Origin of the sequence: Haloarcula vallismortis ATCC 29715 (assembly GCF_000337775.1) — an archaeon.
Classification (GTDB): domain Archaea; phylum Halobacteriota; class Halobacteria; order Halobacteriales; family Haloarculaceae; genus Haloarcula; species Haloarcula vallismortis.
This window is the reverse complement of the sequence record NZ_AOLQ01000020.1, coordinates 1-12,237: the sequence shown is the minus strand read 5'-3', so window position 1 is coordinate 12,237 and position 12,237 is coordinate 1. Positions and strand designations below refer to the sequence as shown.

Annotated in this window: 15 protein-coding genes; 3 read left to right on the top strand and 12 right to left on the bottom strand. The window is 58.4% G+C overall.

The annotated features are described in order from the left end of the window. A partial coding sequence (locus C437_RS05470; protein ID WP_004515903.1) for a TraM recognition domain-containing protein occupies positions 1–999 on the top strand: 999 nt, incomplete at its 5' end. Between the two features lie 814 nt (positions 1,000–1,813). Here the strand turns inward: C437_RS05470 and C437_RS20340 are convergent. After that, on the bottom strand, positions 1,814–1,969 hold the full coding sequence (locus C437_RS20340) for a hypothetical protein (protein WP_160163013.1): 156 nt from the start codon (positions 1,967–1,969) through the stop codon (positions 1,814–1,816). Between the two features lie 276 nt (positions 1,970–2,245). Between C437_RS20340 and C437_RS05460 the strand changes: the two genes are divergently transcribed. Next, on the top strand, positions 2,246–3,076 hold the full coding sequence (locus tag C437_RS05460; RefSeq protein ID WP_004515902.1) for a hypothetical protein: 831 nt from the start codon (positions 2,246–2,248) through the stop codon (positions 3,074–3,076). Positions 3,077–3,112: 36 nt separating this feature from the next. On the opposite strand, the gene C437_RS05455 is transcribed toward C437_RS05460, so the two are convergent. Then, a complete protein-coding gene (locus C437_RS05455) occupies positions 3,113–3,499 on the bottom strand; it encodes a cupin domain-containing protein (RefSeq protein WP_004515901.1) in 387 nt (128 codons plus the stop codon). A 246-nt stretch (positions 3,500–3,745) separates the two neighbouring features. Here C437_RS05455 and C437_RS05450 point away from each other — a divergent pair, with 246 nt between their 5' ends. Beyond that, positions 3,746–4,111, top strand: a complete 366-nt coding sequence (locus C437_RS05450) for a hypothetical protein (RefSeq protein WP_004515900.1) — start codon at positions 3,746–3,748, stop codon at positions 4,109–4,111. A 323-nt stretch (positions 4,112–4,434) separates the two neighbouring features. Here C437_RS05450 and C437_RS20110 read toward each other — a convergent pair whose 3' ends face one another. The 10 genes from C437_RS20110 to C437_RS05415 form a co-directional block, all read right to left on the bottom strand. Beyond that, positions 4,435–4,884 (bottom strand): hypothetical protein, encoded by a 450-nt coding sequence (locus tag C437_RS20110; protein ID WP_139175344.1) that lies wholly within the window; start codon positions 4,882–4,884, stop codon positions 4,435–4,437. Between the two features lie 539 nt (positions 4,885–5,423). Beyond that, positions 5,424–6,575 carry an SOSS complex subunit B family protein gene (locus C437_RS05445; protein ID WP_004515899.1) on the bottom strand — a complete coding sequence of 384 codons (1,152 nt, stop codon included), beginning with the start codon at positions 6,573–6,575 and terminating at the stop codon, positions 5,424–5,426. A 1,273-nt stretch (positions 6,576–7,848) separates the two neighbouring features. Further along, a complete protein-coding gene (locus C437_RS05440) occupies positions 7,849–8,337 on the bottom strand; it encodes a hypothetical protein (protein ID WP_004515898.1) in 489 nt (162 codons plus the stop codon). Positions 8,338–8,512: 175 nt separating this feature from the next. Beyond that, the gene (locus tag C437_RS05435) at positions 8,513–8,899 is read right to left on the bottom strand and encodes a PIN domain-containing protein (RefSeq protein WP_004515897.1); all 387 of its coding nucleotides are present in this window, start codon (positions 8,897–8,899) and stop codon (positions 8,513–8,515) included. Next, complete coding sequence (locus tag C437_RS05430) at positions 8,899–9,093, bottom strand: DUF7557 family protein (RefSeq protein ID WP_004515896.1); 195 nt, start codon at positions 9,091–9,093, stop codon at positions 8,899–8,901. The genes C437_RS05435 and C437_RS05430 overlap by 1 nt, the downstream gene beginning before the upstream one ends. A gap of 131 nt (positions 9,094–9,224) precedes the next feature. Beyond that, positions 9,225–9,590 carry a hypothetical protein gene (locus C437_RS05425; RefSeq protein WP_004515895.1) on the bottom strand — a complete coding sequence of 122 codons (366 nt, stop codon included), beginning with the start codon at positions 9,588–9,590 and terminating at the stop codon, positions 9,225–9,227. Next, on the bottom strand, positions 9,591–9,728 hold the full coding sequence (locus tag C437_RS20485; RefSeq protein WP_004515894.1) for a hypothetical protein: 138 nt from the start codon (positions 9,726–9,728) through the stop codon (positions 9,591–9,593). Positions 9,729–10,105: 377 nt separating this feature from the next. After that, positions 10,106–10,258 carry a DUF7837 family putative zinc-binding protein gene (locus C437_RS20480; protein ID WP_004515893.1) on the bottom strand — a complete coding sequence of 51 codons (153 nt, stop codon included), beginning with the start codon at positions 10,256–10,258 and terminating at the stop codon, positions 10,106–10,108. Between the two features lie 241 nt (positions 10,259–10,499). Then, positions 10,500–11,492 carry a hypothetical protein gene (locus C437_RS05420; RefSeq protein ID WP_004515892.1) on the bottom strand — a complete coding sequence of 331 codons (993 nt, stop codon included), beginning with the start codon at positions 11,490–11,492 and terminating at the stop codon, positions 10,500–10,502. Between the two features lie 94 nt (positions 11,493–11,586). Further along, positions 11,587–12,114: a hypothetical protein gene (locus C437_RS05415; protein WP_004515891.1), complete on the bottom strand. Its 528-nt coding sequence runs from the start codon at positions 12,112–12,114 to the stop codon at positions 11,587–11,589. Between the last annotated feature and the right edge of the window lie 123 nt (positions 12,115–12,237).

Below are 12,237 nucleotides of genomic sequence, written 5' to 3'. Positions count from 1 at the left end.
TCGAACCCAACGGTTCACATCCTCGACGAGATCGACGCGCTGCCGGCACTGACCCAAGTCACGAACCTCACGGCTCGGGGCCGGAAGCACAAAGCACGGGCACTGTTCGGCGTCCAGACAATCGGCCAACTCAAGGACACGTACAGTACGATCTCTGGGATTGTCGGCAACTGCCCGCAAGGCGTGTACTTCGGGCCGGGTGACAGCGAGTCGACGGACTTCATCCTCGACGAACTCGGCGAGAGTCGGCAGTACGACCGCTCCGAGATGGTGTCGATGAGCCATCAGGGGCGCGGTGAGAATCCACGAACGCAGGCTCGGGACACGTACAAAGAAAAGGACAAAACACCGGTCACGTCTGGGCTGCTTCGAGACTTCCAGCCCGGTGAGTGCGTTGCTGTCTCTCGGACGACGTGGGTCCACGGACAGTCCTACGAACTGGCAGATGTTCGCGACAGCCTCCCGGCACAGGGCGCGGAGTCGCCGGGCAGTTCGGAGCCAGAGCCCACTGAGGATGACACCGACATCGAGAGTGACAGCTGGTGCTCGTTCACTCGTGCGCAACTCGACGATATATTCCGTGAGTCAACTGGTGAGACCGGCGGTGGTGAGTCTATAGATAGTGGCCCGGATCGTGACCCCGGGGTTGAGCCAACCGTCGACGCGACGGATGGGTTGGGCGACGACGATTCGAGTGACCTACTCGACCAGACAACAGCAAACACTGCCGTCACCTCTCCGGACACGGACCAGTCAGATATATCAGATAAAGAGGGTAAATCTGGTGGCGCGGATCAGGACCAACAACTACCCGATGAGGATGGCGATCACTCCTCTGGTACGGTCCCAGATCCCAGCAGTGACGAGACGGACTCTACTGAGAAGGAAGAGAGTGAATCACCTGATGAATCGGACACGGAGGGTGACACTGATAAGAGTGAACAGCGGGACGAAGCTGAGGCAAGCGGAGAGCGACGCAGGCCATCTGAGTTCATGTGACCTATCCCAATTTGCCCGTTCTCTAACTATAAGAAGTTCTACACATTTCCCATTTCTGCGACGTGGTGGTGCTTCTCTGCAGGTTAGTAACCGGGTCTTGTCGAGCCAGTAGTAATCTATTCGTATTAGAGTTGTTGAAATTACTTTCTTCGAACTATTCTATATTCGAAATCGCAAGACGGCGTCGGTAATTCGTCAATCTGAATCACGGTGAATCACTCAAACATGGAGGCGAATCATCGAAAAATCGCAAGACTGCATAGGTATGAATCGCCCAGAATCAGATACAAACTACACTCTTTACCTTGTCGTGCATATCCCGACAGAGGCGCGAGAGACATAAGAAGGAAAACATAAGATATAGAACAAAGGAAGAGACAGCGCATCGCGGAACCTCACCAGAGCGAAGACTGGCAGACTCACCCCATGAAGAAACCTACTAGGATACGGACAGAAACACCCCCGAACCCGGGACTCACATCGTGACCTGCACACGGTCAGCCAGCCCCACCGAGTGTCATGTGAGTCCACTGTGCCACGCACGTCGCCGGCCCATCGACGTCGAGGCCACGCCGATCATACTCCCACGCGAACGTAGCCAGCGCTGGCAGACCAACGCTCGGGGCAGACCCATGCCGCCGCCGCACCGAACTCAACTCGTCGATCAACAACTGGCGGACACACCACTGTATCCGGAGCTTTATATTCGAATCACAACACTTCTGGCAGACATTCCTTTCGTGCGATACTATGTCGTGATTTAGTGTGCCATTCAGCCGGGGAACTGTCCGATCTCCAGTGGGGATCGCGCCCGCTACCGCAGGCACGATTGGACCGGCGTGAGGCGCGCGACAGCGCCGAGCGCAGCGCCCCGTCGTCCGAGTGAGCGGGAGCGAACGAGGACGGGACAGACGAGCATCGCGAGTCTGTCAGTGGCGTCGCGCGCTGTCACGACACACCGCGCTTCCATTTGTTTCAGCCCGGCCGGCAGCCCCACACTTGCGATCCACTTGATACTCTATCAGTTGCTGTGCATACGGTTTTTTACTCACTTGGCTAGCTGAAACAGCCGGTCAGTGGCTGTGCGGACTAACCGCTGAGATTCCTGAGAGCGGTATGTTGCCTGAACAACGTGTGAAATAGAGCGCGCCTACCGAGCGCCATCCCGTCGGAGAGACGATTAGCGCTCGGTCAGTGCAGGTACACGAACAGTAGGCCTAATACCGAGAGTACAGAAGCACAAGACGTGCTTGTAGACAACAGTCTCGCGGGCATCATCTTGTTGGGACTCCCCATACTGGGTGTCTACGAAGCGCTGCCCGGAGTAGCCGGTGGGGTCATCGCGACTGTGCTGGGGGTGACCGCGACGATCCGCGGCGTCAAAAACGTGAGCGACTGGTGGGGATTATCGACCACCGACTCAGTGCCACTTCGTGAGTCTGTCACGACTGATGGGTTAGTTCGGATCGACGGAACTGTTCGCCCGCCTCGGTCAGAGGACACTCTCGTATCACCGATTCGGGGAGAAGAGTGCGTCGCATACGAGTACAATATCTACCACCAGGTGCAGGGGACTGGGGACCCTTCTATCGACGCTGGCATCGAATGCAGTCCATTCGTCGTTTCTGACGGGACAGTTGAGATATATGTCAACCCCACGGAAGAGAGTCTCTCACTGGCACATGAGACGGAGACAGTCATTGGTGAAGAACTGCTGGAACAGGTGGACGAAGCAAGACTTGATTTGGAGTCGTCGGCGACCACAGACTCCGGCCTGTTCAAGGACCCCATCGAACTGGTAGAAGGAACACTCAGTGTCGGCGAAACGGTAAGCGTCGTCGGGAACGCAAGCACAGCGCCGGAGACCGACGCTGGAGGTGCAGACGGAGTCATGACACCAGCGGCGGGGAACTTGATAGTGGCGAACGATAAGCCGGAAAGTGCCGCGTTGAGAACGGGTGCTCGAGGACTTTTCGTGCTGGTTCTCGGGCTGGCACTCGATATCCTCGGTATAGGGGCTCTCGTAGCCAATACCGGTAGTTTAGTGAAGATGTTACAGCTTGTCGGGTGGGTCTGATTGTATGGTTTGATGTCCGTCCGGCCCTGAGATCGCTTACTCATCCGGCATAGTGTACTCGCCGAAATCCTCAATAATTCCAACGGGCGGCGATCCGAATAGTAGCCACGTTTGCGGTGTGTCAGGGCCTTCGTTGCGGATGCTCCGGAGTGGGTCAGGAGCGATGCGAACGACACCACCTGGGGCGACATCAGTGATGGACTCCCCGATTTGTACGTAGCCACCGTTGAGTGCCACGTAGACCGCTTCCTGCCGCTCGTGGGAATGAGGCGCCGTCGCCTGCCCAGGTTCAGGAGTTATTGCATTCACACGAAGTTCAGTACACTCCAGTCGTTGGGTGAGCTTCGGGTGAAGCAGTCCCGGCTTTGGGAACGGTTCTTGATCAGCATCCTCGAGATCGACGATAACAGACTCCTTAGCCATAGTCTTGAGCTAACTGAGAGAGATAAAGATAGCCGCCTAGCATGGAAGGGGTTGACATCCCTTACTGGTTCGGACTGGTGCAGATACCCTCTGTATTGACCAACTGCTTGTTACAAATCCCGTGAGTAGAATTGCCGTATTCACGACGACTGCTATGGGACTGTTCCTCGCTGGCTGCCAGCCAGATACCGCCCCAACCCGGAGCTTTTTGAGCGATGACGGCCAAGTCTGAATCGCACCGTTCTCATGTCACAGCAACACCTATCCCCAGAGCAACAGCCATCCAGCCAGCGCCAGATTCCGAGCATTGAAGCGATTGGGCCGGTCGTCGACGAAGTGATCGACATCGCCCGCCGAGAACTCGATGCACCCCGGTCAGTCGAGATTGAGACGTGGGAAGATCGCGAGTTTGAGATTCGTGTGAACCACTGGTATCCAGCCGGATCGGAGAACCGATATGGATACGACGCAGTCATCCACTATCATAGCGATCGGGAGACGATTCGGGGAGTCTTGTTCGAGGAAGACACAGAGGCAGATGAGCGAGAAGCCCTCTTGAAGATGGACTGGGGGCACATTTCAGATCCAGTGCCAGAAAAAAATGGGGAGTAACCTGACCAGCGCTACTTCACCACCTCACGGTGACACTCTTCACAGAGCTGGTCAAAGGACTGCTCTCTAACTTCATCGTAGAACGACCCTGCTCGGAACCGAGTCTCATTCAGTTCCGTGACGAACGTCTTCTTGCAGCGTGGACATCGAACTTCTCCCATTTGAGAAATCACCTCCCGGCGGCCCTACCTGGCCGCCACCTGCCTGCGGCCACACAAAATCGAGGTGTGTCTATCTGGGATTCCGGGCCCAGAAAACAGCTACCCAACAGCACCCCAGACTGTGCCGACTGTGTTGGGTAGACCACTGAGGACCACAGCAAGTCACGTTGCTCGAAGCGCGCCACACTCCGCACAGTACTCCTCAACTAGTGCGGTAGCTCCAGAGACCGTTGGATGGGGTATCGACTTTGGAGAGACCGCCCACGCGCCACAGTCGTCGCAGGACCCCGCTGCGTCAAGTGAGAATGCGTCTGCTGCGAATTGTGCGTGTTCGCAGTTTGCTTGCTTGCGCTTCTCTTGTGCTGTATCGTGTGGAGTCCCCCTCCTCGGACTGTAGCTTTCGTTCTCGTTGCATGCACTGCACCCCGAGGAAGACCATGACGTCCGGATGACGCTGCCATCATCGGTCACGAGCTTGTATCCGGTGTTGCTGTCCTCGTCAAGCCGAAAGACAGCGATGTACTCGTTTGACTGTGGGTGAGGGATTCGCTTGGCATCCTGACCGCTGGTAAGCTGTTCTATCGGATTTTCACCTTCTCTGTTGGTTGACATGATACTCACCACTTTCCGGAGCGAGTCGCAAAAATGTCGCGCTATTGGTTTGTTGGCCTGTCTAGATCGAAGCACGAGCAGACAACAGAAGATGAAGTGCGTTTCCGTCCACCTCCCGGCGGCAGGCCGGGATCGCGCCCGCCACTGCAGGCACGATGGACCGGCGTGAGGCGCGCGATAGCGCCGAGCGCAGCGCTCCGTCGTCCTCGTGAGCACCAGCGAACGAGGGCTCGACAGACGAGCATCGCGAGTCTGTCGGTGGCGTCGCGCGCTGTCGCGACCCACCAGCCACCCAGCCTCAGTTTCTCCCCGGCCGGCTGGCCCACGTCCACGCACACACCAGGACTCCAGCCCTCTCACAGCCGCCACCAGACTGACCCACCCTGACGCGCTGATGCGGTGGCGCTCCAGTCCGTGCGCGCGGTCGCTCGGCGGCGGCCCGGTGTCCCGGTGGCCGCCGGCGAGCCGCGTGCGCGAGCACCGTCGCAGCGACCGACCGACAGGCCCCACTCGGTGGGGGACGCCCTAGCCGTCGGGCGTCAGTCGTCGCCGTGAACTATCCCGCGATGGGTGGCGGCTCCATGCTCGGTATCGAACAGGTCCGAACACCCAGACTCAGGACAGCGGGCCTTGCCCAGCGTCACGGCGACCGCGTGGTCACTGTCCCGCTCGTTGGCCCATGCATGGGTATCAGACTCAGCCTCCCACGAGGCCACCGTCTGACTCTCACCGGACGAACCGAACATACTGCTTCCGTGTCCGGTCGGCGCGGGACCGTCGCCGCGCTCGATGATGCACATGAGCGTGTCGCTCGTAACCGCCACCGTCTTGATGCCGTCGTACTCGTCTGGCTTGCCCCCGGAGATTCGCACCCGGTCGCCTTCGTGGAGCGTGCGCACCATCTCGCCGCCGTGCATCGACTTGCCCCAGACCGTGACCTTCGCGCTGGTGCCCTCGTCGTCTTCGATGTAGAGGACTTGGTACTGATTGCGGGCGTCGGGGTCCTCGATGATGTGCGTGACTTCGCCCTCGACCGTACACTCGTAGCCGTAGGGCGACAGATCCGCGAGAGGCGTCGGTTCCTGTAGTTCGTCGCGGGCGTCCCTGAACACGGTGAAGGAAGCGTCATACAGGCTGTCACAGTCGCCCATCTGGCCAGACACGAGGGCCGCGAGTCGCCGGCTTGCGGCCGCTCGGGACAGACTGGTCTTGTCTGCAAGCGTCGCAGCTTGCTGGTTGATGCGCGCCAGCGTGTTGCGGTCCATCCATTGCCGAGGGTCAGCCGGGGAGCGGAACCCATCGGCGCGTTCGGTTTCGGCGTCGGTGAGCTGGCGAGCCGAGGCTTCGCGGTCGGCACCGTTGACGTGGGCGCGTGCGACCTCGGAGTGTCGGGCTTGTTCGGCTTCGCGCCCGTGACGTTCCTCCTGCTGTTCCAGCGTTTCGCCAAAGCGCCGGTTCGGGCCGATCTCGGTCGAGCGGGTCCAGTCGTAGCTGTGATAGTCGTCTTGGCGAGCGTAGTAGTTGCCACGGCTGTCGCTCCCTCGATTCATCCGAAAGTCGAGTTCGTCGCCGTTCTCGGTCTCTGCGACGGCTTCTAGCAGTTGCTCGGGGCCGTCTTCAAAGTGGGTCGAGAGAGGAACCTGTTGGTTGCTGGCCGATGCTTTCTTACCGCTGGAATTGGTAGCGTACATTGTCTTTCACGTCACCACGGAAAGACACTTTTCGGGTGTCTCAGCACCCGATTTCTGCGGCGTGAAACTGCCCTGCCAGCGCCGCGTGCGTCGTGCCTTTCCGTATATAAGCACATGGGTGGCTACAACTTAAAGCCACCGGACTATTAGGATTGTCTTAAGTGCAATATTCGGGTGTTTGAATGGTTTCTAAGCGGTGTCTTGTGTTTCGCGCTTCGAGGGGGAATAGTATATAAGGACCGTAGGTGGTTGACACCCCGGCGGGCGGTCCCATCGTGTGCGGTTGCGGTGAGCCAGCATCCCGCGCGGCCAAGCGAGTGCCGGATGGGTGAAAGCCCGGCAGCACAACGGAGTGAGCAGCCCGGAACACAGGGCACGGAGTGCCCGTCCTCGTTCCGGCGAGGGAGCGCCGGCCGCGAGGGTTCCTCAGCCGGATTGCGCGCGACTTCGACGCGTGCGTTCGATTACTGCTGTGCTGTGCCGTAGCAGTCGGGTGGGACTGAAAGGGGCACGCCGCTGGCGCTTGTTGTAGTCGGGTCAGCGACCCCTATCCGAACGCAGTGAGGATATGTCGGTGAGCGACCGCCAGCGGCGTGGGGCTTTCAAGACGTGCTGGTCCGGCACCGAGTCCGTCGTCCCGATGTTGTTCGAGGTAGTACCGCAAGCAGTGTGAGCCGTCCCGTCGACGCCAGCAGTGCCGCCGACACCAGTCCCACCAGTCCCACCAGTCCCACTACCAGTAGTGCCAGTAGTCTCGCTACCAGTAGTCCCACCTCCCTCGACACCGTCACGAGTGCCACATGACTCGACTCCAGGCCTAGCAGCGCCAGAACCCGCTGTCCGTCACACACGGGACATATTCCACCTGTTCCTTCTCTGGACACCCCCAGCTCACGTCCCGGCTCCGGCAAGAACAAGAGAGCCGCCCAGCGGCGGCTGCCCGGCGGCCAGAGACACACCAGCCAGCCACCTGTTCCTGCCCGGCCGTCAGTCCCACGCCGACACACACTCGTCTCACGCGCTCTCAGCCAGCCTGCCAGCCCCACGCTGCTATCCACTAGGCATCCATCCGCTTCGCCCGGCCGTCTGCCCCACGCTGAGAGGGACCGACTGCCAGCGCCAGTGCAGTCGCGTCCCTCTTGTCTCCAACCGCGCGCGACTCCGACGTGCGCGTCGTCTTCCCCCGTAATAGCGGACCGGCGAGGCTAGATTCCTCACCCGCCAGGAACACACAAAATCGGGTTCGACAAAAACTGACTGCCGCGGCTCTCCCTCAGAAGTGGACGTCGGCGGGGACGATCCAGAGGCTGTCACTCTCATCCAAAAGCCGGTCAAGCTGTGTCCGATCGCGAATCCCGCATCCGTGTTCCTCGTACAGTGCAATATCTGGCCCCTTGGCGGCTCCGACTCTCTGGAACGCATACCGACAAAGGTCTTTGTCGCGCATGATCTCCTCGTCTGAGAGCTCGTTGAGGGTGTCTTTGACCGCTTGGAGATTCGTCTCAAACGCTGACTTCGTTGTCTCCCAGCCATCCTCAAGCAGTTCTTGGCCGGCCTCGGAGTCGACCGGGGCCGCGGTCGGACGCTCGCCCCATCGGGATTGGCCTGCGACGGTGGAACTCTCGTCGAATGTGACGTAGTAGTCGAACACTGCGCTTGAGTGCCTGTCGACACCGACCAGGTTGTCGAAGATGCCTGTGCCAGCGGCGAGTGCCTCGTCTGCTGTCGATGCCTCAACTAGCGCGTAAATGAGCATATGCATTGGTAGACCGTGACCTGCCGGCGCTCTATGCACTGCAGTCAGTGCGACGCCGGCACCCTCGCCGGCGCACACAAAATTCTGACCACGGGGTCTGGTCTTGCTACCAGTCGTTATGGCTGGGTTTATGTACTTACTGTGGTGGCCGAAATAGCCACTTAGTATATCTGCGTATCGCTCATTTACGGAGGTTCGTGACCTCCATCACAGTTTGAAGGACCTCAGTCTCGAAGTCGCTATCCGCGACGACAAGTTCGTCACCCGTTGAGCGGGCTGTAGCCGCAACAAGCATATCAGCAGTTGCCAGTCGCCCTCCGTCGGTCATTATTTCATCTTGCAGGCGTGCGGCCTCGACTGCAATGGGCTCGTTCAGGTCAAGTGTCTGCACATCCGAAAACTCTTGTCTGACGGCCAGTACGTCAGTTTCACCGCTTCCAAGCCGGCCGTTGATATACTCGAAGGCGCAGATTGTAGATGTGTACCATGGCTGGCCATCATCGAGATACTCGACAGCGCGCTCGTCTCCCTGCTGGTAGGCGATAATCGCGGAGGTATCGAGAAACATTACCGCTCGCGACCTTCTCGTACGATCTCCAGTGCTTCCTCGGCTTCTTCATCAGACAGTGTCCCCGGAGACATCCCGTCACCGGTCGATGCAACAATTCGGAGGAGGAATTCATCCCACGTTTCATCTTCTCGTTTCGCCTCGTCGAGTCTGTCTTTTGTATCAGTATCTATGGGAATGGATGTTCGGCTCATGTGAATTTCTAATGAATTTCTCAGTTATGAGTGTTTGCCCTGGCCAAATGACCGCACACTCTCGCGAATAAGATGCGTGTAGTCACAACAACTGACACCGACCACAGATCTCTACTAGGGGAGAATCCTACCTACAGGAGACGACTGAGCAGTTGCTTGAGACGACGCCTTGGCCTGCGTGGTGCGACGACTTCGATGTCGACGACGCAGGAACACAGCAGCAGTTGCTCGCCACACGCGGGGCACTCCTCGTAGTCGCACAACCGATGATGTATCCCGCCTTGCTCGACGCCACAGGCAGGACAGGATCGGTCCCCCCACCGTTCGGGATCAACGGTGACGGGTGGTTCGTTGGCCTGGAGAATCTGCAACTCGTGAGTGAGATACTGGCTGCCCTCGCCCCACGGAATCGGATCGGAAGCCACTCCATTGATGTGATAGCGCTTGTCGACACAGGCCGCTACTTCGTAGGGCTGGTCGCAGTCGGGACAACACATCTATCTCTCACCCCGTGGACGACCCTGGAACACCTCGCCATCGGCCTGCGCTTGTCGGTGCTGGGCACGAATGTCTGGTCGGTCGTCAGTGTCATCGGTTGGAGACTGTTCGTCGACGGACTGCTGTTCGGTGCTCATATTCGGGAACGCCTCTCACCGGCCAGAGGCACACAAAATTGCGGGAGCGGACCGTCTCAGACTGAACTGCACACTACTGAATTTTGCCCTCCAATGGCTCCGCTGGGACTGGAAAACCGAGCTCTGTGGCCGAGGTTGCCGTCCGTGTCAGATTCACCGACAACTCAGGATCACTGTCGACGCTATTGCGGCCGGCTCGCTCTTTCAGCAGAGCGGCTGTCTAGGGACTGTCGCTTTTGTTCATTCTGGATGAAAGGGACCGCTCTCAGAGACAGCTCACAGATTGCTGTGTGATTGAGAGGGAGAGGCAGCCAGTCTACAGGAAGAACAGGTTGAGTACCTCGGGGTCACGCCCCGAGCCGCTTCACCGTCTGGGACTACTCTGGCGCAACGACATCTTCACACGTTGGACACTCCGCCCAGATGCCCTCTGTCCCATCATCGCGTTCGTATTCAACCAGAATCCATGCAGCCGTCAGACGCTCGTCACAGTTCGGACACCGACCGAGACTCTGTGTGTCATCTGGCATGGGATGTGATTGGAAGGAAGAGTGACAGTCTTCTGCCCACGCAAATCTTGGACATTATTGAGAATAAGTGTCTATTGCGCTTTCGAAGTAAAAACATCTGGCACTGAAGCCAAGCGTTACAGCTGTATCACTCGGTTGTTGGCGTTGCTGTCAACAGCGGTGACTAGTCAACTGCTGGCGAGTCTGTGTTCCTGCACTCGGTAGCCGAGTAATAAGAGGGTCATTGAAATCAGTGATTACGCTACCCGCCGGCCGAAGAGTCGTGAAATGACCGACCGGATCGAAATTCAGTCAGTTCAGCGATCCGATCTTCGAGTTCGTCGATTTCCTCGCGAAGTTCGTCTGCTTCCTCGCCTTCAGTCGCTTCAAGCTGGTCTTTCAGCCCCTGCAGGCGCGTTTCTTTCTTCTGTTCGTCCACGTCAGCTTTGCGAACGTACTCGCTCGGTTCAATGTCGTAGACGTCGGACTCGGACAGTTCGGTCACGTCGAGCGCCTCGTCGACTTTATTCGAATCAACTGTTGTCAGCCGTTCCCGGTCGATGCCGGCGGATTCGAACGCATTCAGGACCAGTTCGTCGTCTTTGAGCGACCGGTTCCGGCGTGTGGTCCGCTGAACGGACCCAAACTGCCCAGAAACCGGCTGGTCGTGATGGAGTCGGTCAAGCAAGACGCTTCGAACGTCTTTCCGGAGGTCGTTTGCGTTGCGCTGGACGTCCGATAGCAGGGTGTAGATGTTCACGAGCGCGGGCGTGTCGACAGCGTCGAGCGTCGTCAGGTCATGGCGTTCGAGTGCGTCAATCAGCAGCAGTGCGTCTGCATATACGTCGAGATCCGGTTCTTCGCGCTCGGTCTCGTCGGGTTCCTCACTACCGCTTTGGGCTTCTACCAGCGGCGACCCCGTGGACTGCTCGCTTTCGGTCAGTGTTCCCGCTCGGTCGTCTATCTCGAAGCGTGGGTGGAGTGACAGAACGGTCGCGTACGGTTCGGCGTCTGGGGGCAGGCGGTCGATGTCGAATTCGCCATGGGCCTCGCTCACGCGCTCGTACAGCGTCTCAAATTGGGCTTGCTGGAGTGGGATCGTCTCGTCATCATCGCGGTACTGAATCAGCACGCGGTGTTCCTGCACATCCTCGATGCCGAAGGCTTTGCTCGATAACGGGGTGACGAGGGTTGCATCCGACGGGAGTGCGTCAACGTTGTCGAGGAGGTTGTTCCAGGTTGGACCGAAGGTCATGGGCAGGGGTATGTTGTGATCGGTGAAAACGATATGGCAGAGCGGGTGAATCAAATATCTCTCACTGTCGAGACGTGGGTCTATGTGATCCCTCTCACTCGCGTTCCATCTCCCGATCGGTCTCCGTATACCGCTCGACGATATCCGCGGGGTTCTCGCTCGTGAGCGCGTCGTCAAGCGCCTGTTCGAGTTCGTAGTCGTCGAGGTTTCCCGCGGCGTACTGGTTTTTGAGCTCCTCAATCGCTTCTGTCTCGGTCATCGCCCCCTCCGTCTCCGGCGAGTCATCGGCCTGCTCTAGGGCGTTGTTGATCTTGTGATACACGTCGGACGGGATGTCTGTTCGGACATACAGAAACGCCCCGACAGACCCCGCGAAAACGACGAAGCTCAGTATCATGAGTAGCACGAGCACTTCGACCGGGCCGAATGCCAGTACCAGCAAGATGAGAGTGAGGACAAACAAACAGAGAAGGAACAAACCGGCTAGAGCTGCGGTGAACGCGAAAAGAATCATCAGCGGATTGGCGACGAAGTCCTCGATCAGGTCGTCCGGGTCAGCGATCTCCTCGACGATGTCCTCAATATCGACAACAGCTTCGACGAGGTCTTCGACGTCGGTCATCAATCTGTACTAAGCCAGTCACTGTGTTGTCTCTACCGATATCCTCTCTCACTGCCGAAGTATTAGCGACACACGGCTGTAACGGGCTGGTAAAACTCATAACAGTTCGAGGATTAACAGAGC